At 58.2% G+C, this 19,457-nt stretch carries 12 protein-coding genes and 1 rRNA gene; 9 read left to right on the forward strand and 4 right to left on the reverse strand.

Annotation, left to right across the window (positions count from 1 at the left end):
• The first annotated feature begins 116 nt into the window (after positions 1–116).
• The 4 genes from rrf (at position 117) to uvrB (ending at position 3,933) form a co-directional block, all read left to right on the forward strand.
• Positions 117–232 (forward strand): 5S ribosomal RNA (gene rrf, locus DW850_RS03955).
• 193 nt (positions 233–425) lie between these two features.
• Entirely contained in the window at positions 426–1,067 is a 642-nt protein-coding gene (gene coaE / locus DW850_RS03960) for a dephospho-CoA kinase (RefSeq protein ID WP_117786304.1), read from the forward strand.
• Positions 1,060–1,641 (forward strand): lytic transglycosylase domain-containing protein, encoded by a 582-nt coding sequence (locus tag DW850_RS03965; protein WP_117786305.1) that lies wholly within the window; start codon positions 1,060–1,062, stop codon positions 1,639–1,641. Before coaE ends, DW850_RS03965 begins: the two co-directional genes overlap by 8 nt.
• Positions 1,642–1,692: 51 nt before the next feature.
• Positions 1,693–3,933 (forward strand): excinuclease ABC subunit UvrB, encoded by a 2,241-nt coding sequence (gene uvrB, locus DW850_RS03970; protein WP_117640771.1) that lies wholly within the window; start codon positions 1,693–1,695, stop codon positions 3,931–3,933.
• A gap of 65 nt (positions 3,934–3,998) precedes the next feature.
• Here uvrB and DW850_RS03975 read toward each other — a convergent pair whose 3' ends face one another.
• The 4 genes from DW850_RS03975 to DW850_RS03990 form a co-directional block, all read right to left on the reverse strand.
• A complete protein-coding gene (locus DW850_RS03975; RefSeq protein ID WP_117786306.1) occupies positions 3,999–5,639 on the reverse strand; it encodes an NAD(P)/FAD-dependent oxidoreductase in 1,641 nt (546 codons plus the stop codon).
• 80 nt (positions 5,640–5,719) lie between these two features.
• Positions 5,720–6,991 carry an NAD(P)/FAD-dependent oxidoreductase gene (locus DW850_RS03980; RefSeq protein ID WP_117786307.1) on the reverse strand — a complete coding sequence of 424 codons (1,272 nt, stop codon included), beginning with the start codon at positions 6,989–6,991 and terminating at the stop codon, positions 5,720–5,722.
• Positions 6,992–7,822 (reverse strand): Mrp/NBP35 family ATP-binding protein, encoded by an 831-nt coding sequence (locus tag DW850_RS03985; protein WP_022094864.1) that lies wholly within the window; start codon positions 7,820–7,822, stop codon positions 6,992–6,994.
• A gap of 145 nt (positions 7,823–7,967) precedes the next feature.
• A complete protein-coding gene (locus DW850_RS03990) occupies positions 7,968–10,121 on the reverse strand; it encodes an LTA synthase family protein (RefSeq protein ID WP_158565218.1) in 2,154 nt (717 codons plus the stop codon).
• A gap of 193 nt (positions 10,122–10,314) precedes the next feature.
• Here DW850_RS03990 and uvrA point away from each other — a divergent pair, with 193 nt between their 5' ends.
• The 5 genes from uvrA (at position 10,315) to DW850_RS04015 (ending at position 19,439) form a co-directional block, all read left to right on the forward strand.
• Entirely contained in the window at positions 10,315–13,194 is a 2,880-nt protein-coding gene (gene uvrA, locus DW850_RS03995; protein ID WP_117786309.1) for an excinuclease ABC subunit UvrA, read from the forward strand.
• Between the two features lie 132 nt (positions 13,195–13,326).
• Positions 13,327–13,827 carry a Cys-tRNA(Pro) deacylase gene (ybaK, locus tag DW850_RS04000; protein ID WP_089573609.1) on the forward strand — a complete coding sequence of 167 codons (501 nt, stop codon included), beginning with the start codon at positions 13,327–13,329 and terminating at the stop codon, positions 13,825–13,827.
• Positions 13,828–13,932: 105 nt separating this feature from the next.
• Positions 13,933–15,513 carry a murein biosynthesis integral membrane protein MurJ gene (gene murJ, locus DW850_RS04005; protein WP_117564878.1) on the forward strand — a complete coding sequence of 527 codons (1,581 nt, stop codon included), beginning with the start codon at positions 13,933–13,935 and terminating at the stop codon, positions 15,511–15,513.
• 6 nt (positions 15,514–15,519) lie between these two features.
• Positions 15,520–17,460, forward strand: a complete 1,941-nt coding sequence (gene uvrC / locus DW850_RS04010) for an excinuclease ABC subunit UvrC (protein ID WP_311774759.1) — start codon at positions 15,520–15,522, stop codon at positions 17,458–17,460.
• A 365-nt stretch (positions 17,461–17,825) separates the two neighbouring features.
• Positions 17,826–19,439 carry an ABC transporter substrate-binding protein gene (locus DW850_RS04015; protein WP_117564876.1) on the forward strand — a complete coding sequence of 538 codons (1,614 nt, stop codon included), beginning with the start codon at positions 17,826–17,828 and terminating at the stop codon, positions 19,437–19,439.
• Positions 19,440–19,457: the final 18 nt, after the last annotated feature.

Here is a 19,457-nt window from a genome sequence, read left to right on the forward strand (position 1 = left end):
TGCGCGCGGTCCGGGCACGAGGATGCCCCGAGTCAGTTCCCTTTCCTATACGCCATGCGGCCCCCAGGGCACGTAGATGAGACCCAGGACACCGTAACGGTGGGCGCCGCCCACCGGGCAGCGGCCAGAGCATGGGGGGCACGCCCGGTCCCGTTCCGAACCCGGAAGCTAAGCCCCATCGCGCCGAGAGTACTGCGGGGTCAGCCCGTGGGAGGCCAGGGCGCCGCTGACCGGTGGACGGCACCGAGCCGTCATCGAGATTGAAGAAGGGGGGGGGCTCGCGGCCTCCCCCTTTTTTGCGTTTTATAGAGAGCTGTAATACAAGAACTCGCCTTCTTTTAGCTTGTCTTACTGTTTGGCTGTATTTTGAGTCCTTCTTTTGTATTTGCGCGATAATAACTCCCATTGGCGTTAGGGAGGACTTGATGTTTACCGTTTTTGTCTTGGGCAATATTGCTTCGGGTAAGTCGACTGCCTGCCGCTATCTCGAATCTCATGGCGCCATGCTCATCGATCTGGACGAACTTGCCAAATCACTGTATGTGCCAGGCTCCGATATCGTCAATGCCCTCGCGGAAGAATTTGGCTGGGATATTTTGGACGAGGAGGGCGGCGTTCGCCGTAACATACTCGCTTCTCGAGCTTTTGTTTCTCCTGATGCGGTCGCGAGGCTCAATAGCATTGTGCACCCCGTTCTCATTGAGCAGCTGTCACTGAGGATTCTTGATCCGGTTTGCTGCACGGTTTCGTCCCCCCGTTATCCCTTTGCGGTGGTCGAGGTTTCTGCTCCGACTGGTTTTGAGGATGCATTTGGCTTGGCTGATGAAATTCTGGTCATCAGCGCCCCTTTGTCAGTTCGTCGCGAGCGTGCTATTCAGCGTGGCATGGAGCCATCTGATTTCGATGCCCGTTCTGCTTGCCAGCCCGATGAGTCTGCGCTGTGCAATCTCGCTACAACGGTGATTGATAATGCCGCAGGCGATAATTCGCTCTTTAAGCAGCTTGACTCATGGCTTGCATGCCATGGGTTTATAGACACTGCGAATAAGGAGGATGCCGATGCCTAAGACACGTTTCTTTGCGTGGTATCGCCTTATTCCGCTGGCTGCCGTTTTTGCCTTCGGCCTTATCTCATTCGTTTACTCGTGTGCTCCCGCGGCTTTCTTTAAGCCGCTGTATCCCATTGACTACGAGGCGTATGTAAAGCAATCGAGTATTTCGCATAATCTGGATCCGTATCTGGTGTGCGCTGTCATTAAGTCGGAATCGAATTGGGATCCCGAGGCTGAGTCGAATCAGGGTGCTCAGGGATTGATGCAGCTGATGCCCGAGACTGCCCAGGATATGATCGCCAAGGGTCTTGTCGACGGTGGGGAGTATTCGGCCGACAACCTTAACGATCCGGCTACGAATATCGAGTTTGGCTGCGCGTACCTCTCGTATCTCATAACGTACTTCAACGGGTCGACGGATAGCGCTATTGCCGCCTATAACGCCGGTATGGGCAATGTCGACGGATGGGCGCAGCAGAACACGTCACTCCATAATGCGATTACCTTCCCTGAAACTCAGGCTTATCTGATTCGTGTCAATAATGCCTGGGTTCGCTATAAGACCCTCTATCCCGATCGGTTCGTATAGGACTATGCCTGCCGCCTGCGTATACTGCAGATATATGAGTTAGGAGTATCTATGGCGGAATTTGAAGTAGAACGCGTTGGCGGTGAACTTAAGCGCTTTGGCGTTGAGGGCGCTGAGGTGCCGTTTGAAGTCGTTTCTCCCTATGAGCCTGCAGGTTCTCAGCCTAAGGCCATTGAGTCGCTTGTGCAGGGTGTGAGGGACGGAGATCGCTATCAGGTTTTGCTGGGCGTGACTGGTTCGGGCAAGACCTTCACGATGGCTAAGACTATTGAGGCCCTGGGGAAGCCGACGCTGGTCATGGCTCCCAATAAAACGCTCGCCGCTCAGCTTGCGAGCGAGCTCAAAGAGTTCTTTCCCAACAACGCTGTGGTCTACTTTGTCTCGTACTACGACTACTATCAGCCCGAGGCGTATGTGCCGCAAAGCGATACATATATCGAGAAAGACTCCTCGATTAACGAAGAGGTCGAGATGCTGCGCCATCAGGCGACCGCATCGCTGCTATCTCGACGCGATGTGATCGTTGTCGCATCGGTCTCGTGTATCTATGGCATTGGCTCTCCTGAGGACTATGCGGGTCTGGCTCCAAACGTCGACAAGAAGGTGCCGCTCGAGCGCGATGACTTTATCCATGCGCTTATCGACATTCAATATGATCGCAATGACTATGACCTGGCGCGCGGCACGTTCCGCGTGCGCGGTGATGTCGTCGACGTGTATCCGCCTTATGCCGAGCATCCGTTGCGGTTTGAGTTCTTTGGTGACGAGGTTGAACTGATAGCCGAGATCGATGAGGTCACCGGTGAAATGCTGCGTGAGTACGAAGCAATTCCCGTGTGGCCGGCCTCGCATTACGTGACCGAGAAGCCAAAGGTCAAGGCCGCTCTGAAATCAATCAGTGAAGAGTGCGAGAAGCGTGTGGCCGAGCTCAAGGCGACTGATAAGTTGCTCGAGGCACAGCGTCTGCAGCAGCGCACCGACTATGATCTCGAGATGCTCGAAACGATGGGCTTTTGCAACGGCATCGAGAACTACTCGCGTCATCTGGACGGGCGTAAGCCGGGTGAGCCGCCGTTTACCTTGATTGACTACTTTCCCAAGGACATGCTCTGCATCATCGACGAGAGCCATGTGACGGTGCCGCAGATTCGCGGTATGCACGAAGGCGACCGATCGCGTAAAGTGACCCTGGTGGAGCATGGTTTTCGCCTGCCCTCGGCGCTCGACAACCGTCCGCTTCGCTTCGATGAGTTTGAGGCAAGGATACCCCAGTTTATCTATGTTTCGGCCACACCGGGCGACTACGAGCTGCGGGTGAGCCAAAACGACGTGGAGCAGATTATTCGTCCGACCGGTCTGCTCGACCCCAAGATCGATGTGCGTCCGGTTCGTGGGCAGATTGACGATCTTGAGGACGAGATTCGCGAGCGCGTTGCCCGCAAGGAGCGCGTACTGGTGACCACGCTCACCAAGCGCATGGCCGAGGATCTGACCGACCATCTGCTTGATGCCGGCATTAAGGTCAATTACATGCACTCCGATACAGCGACGATGGACCGTGTCGAGATCCTGCGAACGCTGCGCGAGGGAAAGATTGATGTTCTCGTTGGCATCAACCTGCTTCGCGAGGGCTTGGATCTCCCCGAGGTCTCACTGGTGGCAATTCTCGATGCCGATAAGGAAGGCTTCTTGCGCAACCGCCGTTCGCTGATTCAGACGATTGGCCGCGCGGCCCGTAACGCCGATGGCGAAGTCATCATGTATGCAGACGTTGTGACCGATTCGATGAAAGAGGCCATCGAGGAGACGCAGCGCCGTCGCGAGATTCAGATGGCATATAACGAAGAGCATGGCATTGTGCCCAAGACGGTGCGCAAGGCCATCAACGACATCTCAAGTTTTATTGCCGAGGCCGAAAAAACCGTGGGTTCCAAGGGACGCTCGAAGGGCGACTCTCTCGGCCATGGCGCATTCTATACGCCCGATGAGTTGGGCGAGGGTGGCGTGCCGGAAACGGTGGCGCCCGAGCAGACACTTGCGGAGCAGTTGGAAGAACTGCCGCATGACGAGCTCGTGCGGATCGTCGAAACCATGGAAGAGGATATGCGTAACGCTTCTGCCGCCATGGACTTTGAGGAGGCGGCGCGCCTGCGCGATGCCGTCGTTCAGATTCGGGCGATGCTCGAGGGTGCGTCTGAGGACGAGACGATCGAGCGCTTACGTTCGCAGGCCCGCAAGGGTTCCACGTTCGCATCGGGCAGAAAACGCCAGGGTGCACGGTTTAAGAAATAGTGAACAGGCCCCGAGTTCCCTGTGGAGCTTGGGGCCTGTGTCTTTTGCGCGCTGGAATTCGTGCGTTAGAGGTCTGCGATCAGGGCTTCGGCACAACGGATGCCGTCGGTGGCCGCGCTCATGATGCCGCCGGCATATCCAGCTCCCTCACCACAAGGGTAGAGGCCCGGGGTCGACACGGCATGGCACGTTCGGTCTCGGGTGACAGTGACCGGTGAGCTCGAACGAGTCTCCACGCCGGTAAGAACGGCATCGGGGCAGTCGTAGCCGCGTAGCTTTTTTCCGAGTAGGGGAAGTCCCAGGCGGAGCGACTCGATGATATGCTGCGGCAGGGCTTCGTCAATTGCCGTCCAGGTCACACCGAGCGGATAGGTGGGCTTTACCTTTCCGGGCGCCTTACTGGCGCGTCCTGCGAGGAAATCTCCGACAAGCTGTGCTGGTGCGTTCCAGTTGGAACCGCCCAGGCGATAGGCGGCCGCCTCGCAGGCACGCTGGAGCTCGATGCCGGCGAGCGGGTCATTGTTGGGAAGGTCCTCAGGCGTGACGTTAACGAGCAGGGCGGCATTTGCGTTGCGTCCGTCGCGGGCATTGAGACTGGCCCCGTTGACGCACAGATGGCACGGTTCTGAAGAGGCGGCAACAACCTGTCCGCCGGGGCACATACAAAACGAGAACACGCTGCGGCCGTTGGGAAGATGGGCAACAAGTTTGTAGGGGGCTGCCCCGAGCGCTGGATGTCCCGCCGAGGCTCCATATTGGGCTCGGTCGATGTCGCGTTGCGGATGCTCGATGCGAACGCCCATGGCAAAGGTCTTTTGTGCGAGGGCCACGTTGTGGTCCTTAAGGAGCTCAAAAATATCGCGAGCAGAATGCCCGCAGGCGAGGATGAGGTGCTTTGTCTCGATTGACTCGTAAGCGGCGTCTTGGGACGATTGGACATCAATGCCGGTGATGGCGCCAGACGCGTCGATGCGAATGTCGACGAGCTTCGTTCGATAACGGACGACACCTCCGAGCTGCTCGATGCGCTGGGATATAGCGGTGACAACCTTGGGAAGGATGTCGGAGCCAATGTGCGGCTTGGCATCCCACAGAATATCGCGGGGCGCACCCGCCTCGACGAAGGTTTCGAGGATAAGACGATGGGCGGGATTTTTTGTTCCCGTATTGAGCTTGCCGTCCGAGAAGGTCCCCGCGCCGCCCAGACCAAACTGGATATTGCTCTCGGGGTCGAGGATGCGCTCCTTTAGAAAGAGGTCGATCGCCCGCGAGCGGCGAAATGCCGGGTCGCCGCGCTCGATGAGCAAGGGCTTAAGACCTGCTTCGGCGAGCGTAAGCGCAGCGAAAAGGCCGGCGCATCCGGCGCCGACAACGACAGGGCGTTCTTGAGGTGCGTCGGAGGCGGGGGAGGGGAATGAAGGCTCATAGTCTTCTATCGCGCGTACGCGCGAGCGGTCACGCTCGGCAACGCTGTCGATCGCTTCTCGCTCGAGGTGGGGACTAGTCAGCTCAACACGAAAGCTCAGGATAAAATGGACGTCTCGTTTTTTGCGAGCGTCGATTGACTTGCGGTGGAGCTCGATGGACTTGATCTCGGAGTCCTTGCAACGTAGGACGCACTTGGCGACTCGCTTGCCAACAATGAGACAGGCATTTTCATCGCCGGCTTCATCGAGCGACGCGTTGACTTGGGTGATTTCAATCATCGAGGTCTCCTTAGAGGCAAGAAAGAGGCCGTCCGGTATCCCAGACGGCCCGAATGCGTTTTTGATTATAGACTGCGCGGCTACAGGCTGCTTGCAGCGCGAATGCCCGAGATCCAGGCCCACGCAAGGTTAAAGCCTCCGCAATCGGCGTCGATGTCGAGCGCTTCACCGCAGACGTAAAGCGGGGCGTCGACAACGCTGCGCGCGCGTAGGCTGGGTGTTGAGATGCTCTCGACAAATATGCCACCACGCGTGACCTGTGCTGAGCGCTCCTCGGCTGTTCCCTCGACGAGCAACTTAAAGTGTTTGAGGATCGAGACCAGGTGGATGACATCGTTGGAGCCTGGATGGCACTGCTCGAACGCTGTGCAGACGACGCGGGAGAGTTGCGGGGCGAGCATGCCGTCGAGCCAACGGGGATCGCGGGGTGAAAAGCGGCCGAGCAGTTCAACGCGTCGGTTGAGCGTATCGAGCAGCTCGTCTTTGGAGAGGTCGGGGAAAACGTCGAGCAGGATCGTATCGCCGTGCTGGATACGACGAGAGAGGTTGAAGACAGCGACACCCGAGATACCGAAGGTTCGAAACAGCACTTCACCGTCTTCGTGCCAGAGCTCATTATGATTGCGGGCGAGCGTCAAGCGGGCACGGACGCGCAGGCCATCCAACGTCTTGAATGCCGCCCGATCGCCAACGACCGTTGCCGATACGGGGCAGAGGATGGGGCGCAGTGAAGTGAGGGGGAGGCTAAACGTATCGGCGATACCGGTGGGGTTGCCGCCCGTGGCGATAATTACGGCATGTGCCTGCAGGGCCTCGTTCTTGCGAGGGACATCGGCGAGCGCTTTCCGAAGCGAGCGGAGCTCCGATTTTCGGTCGTCGTGCTTTTTTGCCTTGAGTGCCCGCGCTGGACGGTCTATTTGGAGTGCCCAGCCTTCGGAAGCTTTGTGCGCCGAGGCAACGTTGGCTCCGCAGATTAAGGTGATACCTAGGCGGTCGCAAACGCTGAGAAGCGCGTCGCGCACCGATTCGGCGCGAAGGGAGCGCGGGTACAGCCGGCCTTCCTCGGAGGTTGTCATGATGCCCAGCGAGGAGAAGAAACCCATAAGCTCTTGTTCGGGCTGGGGGCCCATGACGGATGTGACGAATGCTGGGTGGTTATACCGCTGAGGATCGATCGATTCGTTGGAGAGGTTGCAGCGGCCGTTACCGGTCGCAAGGAGCTTAAGGCCGCAGGCGACATCGCGCTCAACGATGCAGACGCTTTTGCCAGCGCGTGCGGCCGTAATGGCGGCGGCGAGGCCTGAAGCCCCGCCGCCGATTACCAAGACGTCATAGAGGGCGCTCGCGTTCACTTAGGCCTCGTCGGTCTCGTGCGGGGTAATAGCCTCGACGGCAGAGACCGCCTTGGGCAACATGCCATCGGGCAGCGCGGTCTCGACCTCGCCCTTATCGCAGGCCTCGGCGAGTGCCGGATTAATGGGAAGCTGGCCCAAGATGTCGAGGTTATAGCGCTCTGCGACCTCGGGGAGCTTGCTCTTGCCAAAGACCTCGATCTTCTTGCCGCAGTCGGGGCACTCAATATAGCTCATGTTCTCGACAATGCCCAGAATGGGGACGTTCATCTTCTCGGCCATGTTGACCGCCTTGGCGACGATCATCGAGACCAGATCCTGCGGGCTCGTGACGATGACGATGCCGTCGACCGGCAGCGACTGGAAGACGGTGAGCGCGACGTCGCCTGTTCCCGGAGGCATGTCGACCAGCAGGTAGTCGATGGGGCCCCACGAGGTCTCGCTCCAGAACTGCCTAATGGCGCCTGCGATGACCGGACCGCGCCAAAGGACGGGGTCGGTCTCGTTTTGGAGCAGCAGGTTGGAGCTCATGACCTTGACGCCGTGCTCGGAGATTTCGGGCAGCATAAGGTTGCCAAGGGCATGGACGTGGCGTCCACTCATACCGAACATCTTGGGGATAGAGGGACCGGTGATGTCGGCATCGAGGACGCCGACCTTGTGGCCGTGACGGGCAAGCTCGGTGGCGATGGCACCGGTGACAAATGACTTGCCGACACCGCCCTTGCCGGAAAGCACGGCGATGACGCGCTTGACCTCGGACAGCGTGTTCTCCTCAAATTGCGACGGCGACGTTTGTCCGCCGGCGGCCTGTGCGTGTTCGCAACCCATGTATGACTCCTTTGTATATGCTGGGGCCGGGGCCCCGCGATGTGACACGAGCGTCATTGTACCCTCGTTTGCGAGCGGGAGTCATTTGCGATGCGTTTGGGCCGAGCGTGCTTGCAATACGATGGGCCCAAGCGAATGGGCGGGCTTACTGAACTTTGCTGGCGAACTCGAGGTATTGCATGCGCTGCAGCTTGTCGATCGTCGAGGCGTAGGGGCTGTCTTCCGATTCCAAGTCGTAGCGCAGCCCGTCGGCACCGAGATAGCCGGCGACATTGATGGTGGGCACATCTGACCTTGTCGCAAGCAGGGCCTTTTGGTAATTGGTGAGCGGGGCGCCGATCTTATTAAGGGTAATGGCTGCAATCTCGTTTGCCCCGACGGTGTCGTAGACGTTGAGCTCGGTATTGCCGGCGATCTCATAGTTAGCCCAGACGAGATATGTCGACTGATAGATACGGAAAGCGTGGCTTGCCGTATCTTCCTGAGGGTACAGCTCGTCGTTGAGAGTCGTTGCGGCGCTCGGCTGATGGTCGCCAAAAAAGACAAGAACAACCGGTCTGCCGATGTTGCGGAGCTCGTTGATAAAGTACTCGAGGTCCCGGTCGGATGCGTTGATGCAGGTGAGATAGGTGTTGAGCGCGCTGTTGGCGCCTTCGCTGGCTCCCTCGACCCAATAGTTTGTCAGCTCTTCGGCGGGAACGGTGCCATAGTCGTAGCCGCCGTGATTTTGCATCGTGACGTCAAAGATGAACTGCGGCGCTTCGTCGGTTCTAAGCAGGTCGAGTATCTTGTCGTAGGTGGCGTAGTCGCATACGCCGGCATGGTAATAGGGCGCACCTTCGAAATCGCCGATTGAAAGAAAGTCTCCAAAGCCCAGCTGCTGATAGATTTTATCTCGATGGTAGTTGACGGGGTTTTGCGGGTGCATAGCGGTAGTGGTATACCCAAGCTCTTTAAGGTCCTTTGCCAGGCTGTTTACGCCATTCATCTGATACAGCTGATAGGGGATCTTGCCTAATCCGACAAAGGCCGTTGTCGCTCCGGTCAAAAATTCGAATTCGGAGTTCGCCGTTCCGCCACCGGCGACCGAAGCGAGCATGGTGCCGCGAACAAGTGTGTCGGGAAGCGAGTTGTAGAATGCGGGGCCGGAGTACCCGGCCGCCTGGAGCTGCTCAAAGCACGAAAGGTCGCTAAAACTCTCGTTCATGACGGCAACAATCGTCGGCTTGATTTCATTGAACTGGGCAACGGCCGCCGCGCGCTGTTCGCTCGAGCCATATGTGCTGTCGTAGACGGCGGCGAGCTCCTGCTCGATGCTCTGCGCCTCATCGGGCGTATAGTCTTCGGGCTTCTCAATGGGCAACTCGTTGACCATTTCGGTGAACGAAGTGATAAAACCCTGAGACGCATACGTGGTGATGGGCTGCCAACGGTCAAATCCAAAATCCAGCGCCTGCTCCAAGTCGATGTTGGAAAAGCCTGAGAGCCCCACAACGGTCACGAGCAGAAAAGCACAGAGGTTAGCGGCGATAGCGGGGAAGACATGGGTGGGCGTACGGAGCTTTCGCGGTCGGATGAGCGAAAGAAGCCCCAGGGAAATCTCCAGCAGGGCGAGAGAGGTTACGATTCCGGCGGTAAAGGTAAACTCGTATCCCTCGCTGACTTCCATTGCGGTGCCAAGGGCCAAGATATCGCTTGGCAGGATGGCTTCGCCTTTAAACGTTATGACGAAGTGCTCGGCAATGCCAAGGATGCAGCAGACGACGGGCACGAGAGCCATGACGCCTCCATGACGCTGTCCCAGCAAATAAAGGGAGAGCAGAACCGTCGCGAGCAGCCCGACGGAAAACCCGAATGAGTTGGCGGGAATGCGATAGAACGTTTCGTTGCAGGCAATTTCGAGTGAAACGAACGAGAGCGCTGAAACAGCGGCGATGACAAGGATGTCACGGCAAATACAGGCAACCGTTCCCGTCGCAAGGTCGGTTTGGTCGATAAGTCCCGAAACCAAGGGCTCGACAAGAAGCATGACGGCGACAGCACCGAGCGCCGAATAAGAAAGGATCCATAGGGAGCTGCCCTCATTTACGAGCAATTGATTCGTAATCCATGCAGCTACCACGCCGAGCGGGACGAGGAGCGTCGCGCACCAAAAGACGCGGGCAATGGGTGGCTTTTCGTTGCGTTTGATTGAAAAATACACGCGCACGACGACGGCGGCCACGATAAGGACGGCGATGAATATGGGCAGATTGGCCATGTCGCTCGAAGTGATTTCAAGGGGGATATCTTCGGTCATGGACGTTCCTCTGGTACAGCAAATTAAGTTCAGTATTAGATTACTGTAACCTTTCCACGGCATTTCGAGAAACAAAGCACCCGATACGCAAAGCTAAAGGTCTGCGAATCTTGTATTACGAACATCTGTGCGCGTCGAGTGCGCTAAACTCATCGGCAGTATGATTCGATGCAATAGGAGGCAAGGAGCTTCCATGTCTGATTCTTCTATCGTTATTCGCGGCGCCCGTGAGCACAACCTCCGTGATATCGATGTTTCCATTCCGCGTGACCAACTCGTGGTCATTACCGGTCTTTCTGGCTCGGGCAAGAGTTCGCTGGCATTTGACACTATCTATGCCGAGGGCCAGCGTCGATACGTCGAGAGTCTTTCGAGCTATGCGCGCCAGTTCTTGGGACAGATGGACAAACCCGACTTGGATTCAATCGACGGCCTTTCGCCGGCGGTGTCGATCGACCAAAAGACGACGTCTAAAAACCCTCGCTCGACGGTTGGCACCGTAACCGAGATTTATGACTATCTGCGCCTGCTGTTCGCCCGTGTGGGCACCCCGCACTGTCCCGAATGCGGCCGTGTCATTGAGCGCCAGACGACCGACCAGGTTGCCGACAAGGTCTTGGCGGCGGGGGAGGGCCGCCGCGCGTTTGTGCTGGCACCGGTAGTGCGCGGGCGAAAAGGCGAGTACGCCAAGCTGTTTGAGGACCTTCGCGCCGAGGGCTTTAGCCGCGTGCGTGTCGACGGCGAGGTTCGCTCGCTTGATGACCCTATCGATTTGGATAAGAAATTCAAGCACGATATCGAGGTCGTGGTCGACCGCATCGTGATCCGTGAGAACTCGCTGGGCCGTATTGCCGAGTCCGTTGAACAGGCGACTGCGCTGGCGCACGGCAATGTGAACGTATACTTGCTGCCCGACCGCGACGCTCCCGAGGGGACCGAAGGCGAGTTGCTGGAGTATTCGCTGGCGTTAGCGTGCCCGGAGCATGGACACTCCATCGATGACCTGCAGCCGCGTGATTTCTCGTTCAACGCGCCCTATGGCGCGTGCCCAGAGTGCGATGGCCTGGGCTTTAAGAAGACGGTCGATGCCGAGGCCCTAATCGAAGACCCCTCGAAGTCGATCGCCGACGGGGTTTTTGGCAGCCTGTTTGGCAACTCTAACTACTATCCGCAGATTTTCGCTGCGGTCTGCAAACACTTTAAGGTGAGCGTCGATACGCCGTGGGAGGATCTGCCTCCGCGGGTGCGTCGCGCGTTTTTAGACGGCATGGGCGACCAGAAGATTTCGGTCGACTATCAAAAGCTCGATGGGCGCCGCAGCCAGTGGGACACCAAGTTTTCGGGCGTGCGCAATATCCTGTACGAGCGCTATACCGAGACGACGAATGAGAACACCAAGGCGCGCTTGGAGAAGTACATCCGCGAGGAGCCGTGCTCGAGTTGCCATGGTGCTCGTCTGCGCCCCGAGATGCTCGCCGTTACCGTAGGCGGTAAGTCCATTTACGAGGTCTGCTGCCTATCGTGCCGCGAGTCGCTCGAGTTTTTTGAGGGCTTGGAGCTTACCGAGCGCCAACAATTTATCGGTGGGCGCATCGTCAAGGAAATCCTGGAGCGCTTGCGTTTTCTGGTCGATGTCGGACTCGACTATCTGACCCTCGATCGTGCCTCGGCGACGCTTTCCGGAGGCGAGGCCCAGCGCATTCGCCTGGCAACGCAGATCGGCGCCGGCCTCATGGGTGTGCTGTACATTTTGGACGAGCCATCGATTGGCCTCCATCAGCGCGATAACGAGCGCCTGATCAAGACGCTTGAGCGCCTACGCGATATCGGCAATACCGTCATCGTCGTCGAGCATGATGAGGATACGATTCGTGCTGCCGACTATGTGATCGACATGGGCCCCGGCGCGGGCGTGAACGGCGGACACGTAGTCGCGGCGGGAACGCCTGCCGATATCATGGCGTGTCCCGAGTCGATGACGGGCGCTTATCTGACCGGCAAACGAATGATCCGGGTTCCCGATGAGCGCCGCAAGCCCGGTCGCGGCTGCCTTAAGATCACGGGCGCCCGCGCCAACAACCTCAAAAACGTTACCGCCAAGATCGAGTTTGGTACGCTTACGGTCGTTACCGGCGTGTCGGGATCGGGTAAGAGCTCCCTGGTTACCGACACTATCGCACCTGCCCTTACGAATGCCATTCACCGTTCGACGCGCCCTGTGGGTCCGTATAAGAAAATCGAGGGCATCGAGTGTATCGATAAGGTTATCGATATCGACCAGTCGCCGATTGGCCGCACGCCGCGTTCCAACCCTGCTACGTACATTGGCCTGTGGGATGATCTTCGCGCGCTGTTTGCGAGTACGCCGGAGTCGAAGGCGCGCGGCTACTCGCCGGGACGTTTCTCCTTTAACGTGAGCGGCGGTCGCTGCGAAGCATGCAAGGGCGACGGACAAATTAAGATCGAGATGCACTTCCTTCCCGATATCTATGTCCCCTGTGAGGTCTGCGGCGGCAAACGCTATAACCGCGAGACGCTTGAGGTCACCTACCGTGGTAAGACCATCTCGGACGTGCTCGACATGAGCGTCACCGAGGCACTGGCCTTCTTTGGGAATATCCCGCAGATTAAGCGCAAGCTCCAGACGCTGTACGATGTAGGCTTGGGCTACGTGAGCCTGGGCCAGCCCGCTACGACGCTCTCGGGCGGCGAGGCGCAGCGTGTGAAGCTCGCCAAGGAGCTTCATCGACGCCAGACGGGCAAGACGTTCTATATTTTGGATGAGCCGACGACCGGCCTTCATTTTGAGGACGTCCGCCAGCTGCTCGATGTGCTGCAGCGCTTGGTCGATGCGGGCAACACGGTGCTGGTGATTGAACACAACCTTGATGTCATCAAGGTTGCCGACCGCCTGATCGATATGGGCCCCGAGGGCGGTAACGGCGGCGGAACCGTCGTGGTTTCGGGCACACCGGAGCAGGTTGCGGACTGTCCGCAGAGTTATACGGGCAAGTTTTTGGCGCCGTTGCTCAGGCGTGACCGGGAGCGTCAGGCTCAACTTGATGCTCAATAAATAGGCGATTCAGTTTATGGGCGCCATCGACTCCTTGTGATTCGATGGCGCTTGCTGTGTCGAAGTGACGTATGCAGCCGAATTGGACATATACTTAATCCTTGCGTCCGAATGCGAGGGAAAGGATATGCCATGGCAAAGGCTGTAAAGACGCCAAAAACCAATGCGATGCGCGAGCTGGAAAGCGCCGGCATTTCCTATGTTCTACATACGTACGAAGACGATGGTGATGAGTCGGCGGGCCTGGGGGTCGCGATTTCGGAGCAGCTTGGCGAGGAGCCCGGACAAGGATTTAAGACCTTGGTCTGCGTGACGCCGTCCAACGACCACGTCGTGTGCTGCATCCCTGTTGCCGACGAGCTCGATCTAAAGTCCGCCGCGCGTGCCGCGGGGGAGAAGTCCTTGGCCATGATGCATGTGAAGGATTTGCTTGCGGCGACTGGCTACGTTCGCGGCGGCTGCAGTCCGGTCGGTATGAAAAAACGCTACCGGACGCTCATTGATGAGACATGTGTCCTTTGGGATACCATTTTTATTTCGGGAGGCAAGCGTGGTTATCAGCTTGAGCTTGCACCTGATGATTTAATTGCATTTTGCGGGGCGACGGTCGCCCCGATTACGAGAGAGGACTGAGCGATGCCGCAGGAAGAATTGAAGTGCGGAGCTCATTTTGCAAAAGAATCTGCGCCTCAGACACCCTCATCCGAAGCTTCTTCGTCGCGAGACGACACTGACGACATGGGCTCGTCGGACTACTCCACGGTTGGTCGTTCCGCCGGGCTTATGACCATCCTGACCATCGTGTCTCGCGTCACCGGTTTTATCCGCACGTGGGCAATGGCGGCCGCTATCGGCATGTCGCTGCTCTCGTCTTCCTATCAGGTCGCCAACAACCTGCCCAATATGCTCTACGAACTCGTGATGGGCGGCATGCTCGTGACGGCGTTTTTGCCCGTGTACATGGGCGTGAGGCGTGAGCAGGGTCGCGAGGCCTCTAACGAGTACGTGGGCAACCTGCTCGGTATTCTGCTATTGGTGCTGGGTGGCATTTCGTTGCTGGGGACCGTGTTCGCCCCGGGCTTTATCTGGACGCAATCGTTCCTTTCGGGTGACGGCGGCAGCATGGATACCGCTGCGTTCATGTTCCGTTTCTTTGCCATCCAGATTCTGTTTTATGGTTTGGGCTCGGTGTTTTCGGGCGTCCTCAACGCACACCGCGACTACTTCTGGTCGACGTTTGCCCCGGTCCTCAACAATGTGATCGTCATTGCGAGCTTTATGGGCTTTGCGCCCGTGTCCGCACAGTTTGGCGAACGTGCCGGCATCATCTTGATTGCGGCCGGTACGACCCTCGGTGTCTTTGTTCAGATGGCATGTCAGATCCCCGCGCTTGGCAAGCACGGCGTGCATCCCCATATCCATATCGACTTTAAGGACCCCGCACTGCGCCAGACGATTGCGCTCGGTATCCCGACGCTGCTCGCCACGGTGTGCATGTTTGTCTCGACTTCTATCACCAACGCTGCTGCGCTGGTGGTCCAGCCCGAGACTGGTCCTTCCGTCATCGCCTATGCGCGCCTGTGGTACACGCTGCCCTACGCGCTGATTGCCGCCTCGCTTTCGACGGCGCTCTATACCGAGCTCTCTCACGACGCACAGGAGAAGGATTACGACAGCGTCCGCACGGGCATTTCGCGTGGCGTCGCCCAGATGCTGTTCTTCCTGATTCCATTCGCGCTGTACCTGATTGTCTTCGCGCGTCCGCTCAACATGATCTACTGCGCTGGCAAGTTCGATGAGTCCGGTGTGGCGCTGGTGTCGGAGTTCCTTATCTACCTGGCACTTTCCCTGCCGCTCTACGGCGTGGTCGTGCTGATGCAGAAGAGCTTCTCTGCCTTGCTCGACATGAAGCCCTATAGCCGCTATTGTCTGTATTCCGCCATCGGCCAGGCCGGCTCGGTTCTGCTGTTTGGCGTTGTGCTGGGCTTCGGTATGCCGGCAATCGCGCTTTCGTATGTCGTCGACTACGTGATCTTGGTCGGTTGCTCGCTGTGGTGGCTGCGTCGTCGTCTGCGTGGTCTTCAGGTTAAATCTATCCTGCATGGCGGTTTCTTTGGCCTTTTGCTCGGTGGCCTGGGTGCTGCCGCAGGCGCCGGCGTCATGTGGGCGCTTGAGCACTTTGTCGGGGCACTTGGCGGCTCGATTCTGATTACTCTTGGCTACGTTTGCGTTGCGGGTGTCGTCTCGCTTGCTGTTACCTTTGGCCTTGCCGTCGTCCTTAAGATGCCCGAGGTCTCGGCGCTGATTCGTCGCAAGTAGGTGCGCGTGGCCGGTCACGACAACATTCCAACGCTTGCCGAGCAGGTTTCGCGCGTTCCCACGCAGCCCGGCTGCTACCTTTGGAAAGACGCCAAGGGCGATGTCATCTACGTGGGCAAGGCGAAAAACCTGCGCGCCCGTATGCGTCAGTACGTGACGCTGCAGGACGAGCGCCAGAAGATCCCGCTGATGATGCAGCTGGTGGCGAGCTTTGACTATATCGTGGTGGAGACCGAGCACGAGGCGTTGGTGCTCGAGCGCAATTTGATTGGTCAGTACCATCCGTACTTTAACGTCGACCTCAAGGATGACAAGAGCTACCCCTTTATCGCCATTACAAAGGGCGACCTGTATCCCGCTATCAAATACACGCGTGAGCGTCATAAGCCGGGAACGCGCTATTTTGGACCTTATACCGATAGCCGCGCGGCACGTGAGACGATAGATACGCTGCGCAAGGTTATCCCCATCTGCTCCGCATCCTGTGCGGAGTGGCGTCGTTGTCGCCGTATCGTCGAGTCCCACAAGGGCGAGGAAGACATCGTCAATATGATTTGCGCGCAAAACGGGCGCCCCTGCTTTGACTACCATGTCGGGCGCGGCCCGGGTGCGTGTGTCGGCGTGATTTCCCCGGCAGACTATGCCAAGAACGTCAAGCGTGTCGAGCGCTTTTTGTCGGGCCATCGCAAGGATGTCGTCGATGAGCTGACCTCCGAGATGACGGATGCCGCTGAGGCGCTCGACTTTGAGCGCGCGGCACGCGTCAAACGTCGTTTGGAGGTCATCAGGGGTCTGGACGATCGTCAGCAAGTCGTTTTTCCCTCCAGTGTCGATATAGATGTCATCGGTTTCTATCGCGAGGAGACCATCTCCGCCGCTTGCGTCTTCGTCGTTCGCGAGGGCCGAACAGTTCGCACCTGCGAGTTCATTCTCGACAAGGGTCTTGATGTTGACGAGGAAGAGCTCCAGTCGGGCTTTCTTAAGCGCTATTACGACGAGACGGCTGATATTCCAGCTGAGGTCAACCTTTCCGTCGAGCTTGAGGATGCGGAGGCGCTGGGGGAGTGGCTTGCGGGCAAGCGTGAGCGTTCCTGCCATCTCCATAGGCCGCAGCGTGGCGAAAAGCACCGTCTGCTCGATATGGCATCCAAAAATGCGCGCCATGCTCTCATGCGCTACATGATGCGAACGGGGTACGCTGACGACCGCACCAATCAAGCGCTCCTGGAGCTCGAAAGTGCGTTGGCGCTGCCATCGCCGCCGTTGCGTATCGAGTGCTTCGATATCTCTACACTGCATGGCACCTTCACGGTCGCCTCGATGGTGGTGTTTACCAACGGGCGCGCCGACAAGAGTCAGTATCGTCGTTTTAAAATTCAGGCCGAATTGGACGAGGCAAACGACTTCGTGTCGATGTCCGAGGTTTTGGGACGACGTTATGCTCCCGAGCGTATGGCCGACGAGCGCTTTGGCTCGCGCCCCGATTTGCTCGTTGTCGATGGCGGTAAGCCGCAATTGACCGCTGCGATCAAGCAACTTGAGGCTCTTGGGCTCGATATACCAGTTTGTGGCTTGGCAAAGGCCGATGAGGAGGTTTTCGTGCCTTGGGACGAGACTCCAGTCGTGCTGCCGACCGGGTCCGCGTCGCTCTATCTAATTAAACAGGTGCGCGATGAATCGCACCGTTTTGCCATCACGTTCCATCGCGAATTGCGCGATAAAGCCATGACGGTTTCGGTACTCGATGACGTTCCAGGCGTGGGACCCACCAGAAAACGTGCCCTTATGCGCCATTTTGGCTCGATGAAGCGTTTGCGCGCGGCGAGCGAGCAAGAGATCGCGGAAGTTCGAGGCATTCCTGCCGATGTCGCCAAAGCGGTTCACGAGGCGCTCGTTGCATGGAATGCCGAGCGCGCCGAGGCGGCGGCAAAGCAATCCGAAAACTAAACACGCCTCTAAACAACTGATATACATGATTGCGTGATTTTCAATCATTTATTTCACGGCGATTACCAGCCGATTTCGGGTTTAATTAACGCTAAAACGTTTGACTAGCCATGGTGAACAACCCTGCTATCCTGCGGGTTGACGAAGACTGATATCTCACCTCGTCGATACATACTGTCTGGCGAATCGTTTGTCAATGAATTCGGTGAACGGTAGTAAATACCGTTCAAGCGTATGTATGTATCGGTCGCCGAGCGCGGCACCTCAGTTGGGTTCGTCGGTAGGTAAGGTATATATCGTCCGCAAGTTGCGCGGGGGCACGTCTAGGTGCTCCCGGGTAAGATTCTCTATTGATAGGAGAAGACATGGCCATCATCAACAAGGGTATGTCCAGGCGTTCGTTCCTCGGCCTCACCGGCAGCGTCGCTGCTGTCGCAGGGCTTGGTCTCACCGGCTGCGGTGGCAGCTCCAACGACGAGGGTTCCGCTTCCGGTTCCACCGATTCCGCCAACCGTGGCGGCGGCGTGATCACCGCTGGTTCCGCTTACGCTCCGTCCAGCTTCGATCCCGCCAGCACCGGCTCCGCTGTGGGCCTGGGTGCTAACTGGCACGTCGTCGAGGGCCTCTACGGCATCGATTACCACGACTACAGCACCTTCAACGAGCTCGCCACCGACGATCCCAAGTCTGTGGACGACACCACTTTCGAGGTCACCATCCGCAAGGGCGCCAAGTTCTCCGATGGCACCGAGGTCACCGCTGACGATGTCGTTGCCTCCTACACCGCTTGCGCCGCTTCCGCTACCTATGCTCCGTTCTTCCAGCCCTTCGAGTCCATCGAGGCCAAGGACGCCAGCACCGTGACGGTCAAGACCAAGGTCCCCAACTTCTCCCTGCTCAAGGATCGTCTGGCCATCGTCCGCGTTACCCCGGCCACCCAGACCGAGGAGGATCGCGCCAAGCAGCCGATCGGCTCCGGCCCCTGGATGTACGACTCTATCTCCGATACCGAGATCACCCTGGTTCCCAACCCCGAGTACAACGGTGAGTATGCTGCCGAGGATAAGAAGATCCAGTACAGCATCCTGACCGACCCCACCGCTCGCGTTACCGCTCAGCAGGAGGGCTCCACGCTCGTTATGGAGCTCGTTACCGCTGACGCCGTCGACCAGCTCGAGAGCGCCGGCTGCAAGATCGATAACGTTCAGGGTTTCGGCACCCGCTTCATCATGTTCAACGTCGCCAAGGAGCCTTGGAACAACGTCAAGGTCCGTCAGGCTGTCATGTATGCGCTCGACACCGAGAAGATGGTCAGCAACACCTTCGCCGGCCTTGCCACCGCTGCCAGCTGCTACCTGCCCAAGAGCTTCACCAACTATCATGAGGCTTCCACGGTGTACAAGACCGACGCCAAGAAGGCTAAGAAGCTCATCGAGGAGTCTGGCATCACCCCGGGTGCCATCACCCTGCGCACCACCGACAACGAGCAGATTAAGGGCATGGCCGCCCAGGTCAAGAACGACCTCGACGCTCTCGGCTTCGATGTGACCATCCAGACCGATACCTCGCCGGCCACCTACGCTGCCATCGACGGCGGCGAGGCCTACGATATCCTCCTTGCCCCTGGCGATCCTTCCTGCTTCGGCGCCGACCCCGACCTGCTGCTCAACTGGTGGTACGGCGACAACGTCTGGATGCAGACCCGTTGCCCGTGGAAGGAGTCCGCTGAGTGGCAGAAGCTCCACAGTCTCATGGACGAGGCTCTTGCCGCCGAGGGCGACGAGCAGCAGAAGAAGTGGAACGAGTGCTTCGACATCATTGCCGACAACGCCGTTCTGTACCCCGTTGTCCACGTCAAGACCGTCTCCGCTTCCTGGGACGATCCGTCCACTGCGCCCAACGGCGAGGCCCTCGATGGCTTCAAGGGCATCGGCACGACGAGCATGTCCTTCAGGGGCGTTGCGACCGTCAAGGCGTAAGACTCGCTTGAGTCTGTA

Source organism: Collinsella sp. AM36-4AA (assembly GCF_003467795.1).
Lineage (GTDB): Bacteria > Actinomycetota > Coriobacteriia > Coriobacteriales > Coriobacteriaceae > Collinsella.

Excerpts from the sequence above, each read along its gene's own strand:
- DW850_RS04015 (WP_117564876.1), top strand. The coding sequence starts at position 17,826 with ATGGCCATCATCAACAAGGGTATGTCCAGGCGTTCGTTCCTCGGCCTC.
- uvrA (WP_117786309.1), top strand. The coding sequence starts at position 10,315 with ATGTCTGATTCTTCTATCGTTATTCGCGGCGCCCGTGAGCACAACCTC.
- ybaK (WP_089573609.1), top strand. The coding sequence starts at position 13,327 with ATGGCAAAGGCTGTAAAGACGCCAAAAACCAATGCGATGCGCGAGCTG.
- murJ (WP_117564878.1), top strand. The coding sequence starts at position 13,933 with ATGGGCTCGTCGGACTACTCCACGGTTGGTCGTTCCGCCGGGCTTATG.
- DW850_RS03990 (WP_158565218.1), bottom strand. The coding sequence starts at position 10,121 with ATGACCGAAGATATCCCCCTTGAAATCACTTCGAGCGACATGGCCAAT.
- DW850_RS03985 (WP_022094864.1), bottom strand. The coding sequence starts at position 7,822 with ATGGGTTGCGAACACGCACAGGCCGCCGGCGGACAAACGTCGCCGTCG.
- DW850_RS03965 (WP_117786305.1), top strand. The coding sequence starts at position 1,060 with ATGCCTAAGACACGTTTCTTTGCGTGGTATCGCCTTATTCCGCTGGCT.
- coaE (WP_117786304.1), top strand. The coding sequence starts at position 426 with ATGTTTACCGTTTTTGTCTTGGGCAATATTGCTTCGGGTAAGTCGACT.
- uvrB (WP_117640771.1), top strand. The coding sequence starts at position 1,693 with ATGGCGGAATTTGAAGTAGAACGCGTTGGCGGTGAACTTAAGCGCTTT.
- DW850_RS03975 (WP_117786306.1), bottom strand. The coding sequence starts at position 5,639 with ATGATTGAAATCACCCAAGTCAACGCGTCGCTCGATGAAGCCGGCGAT.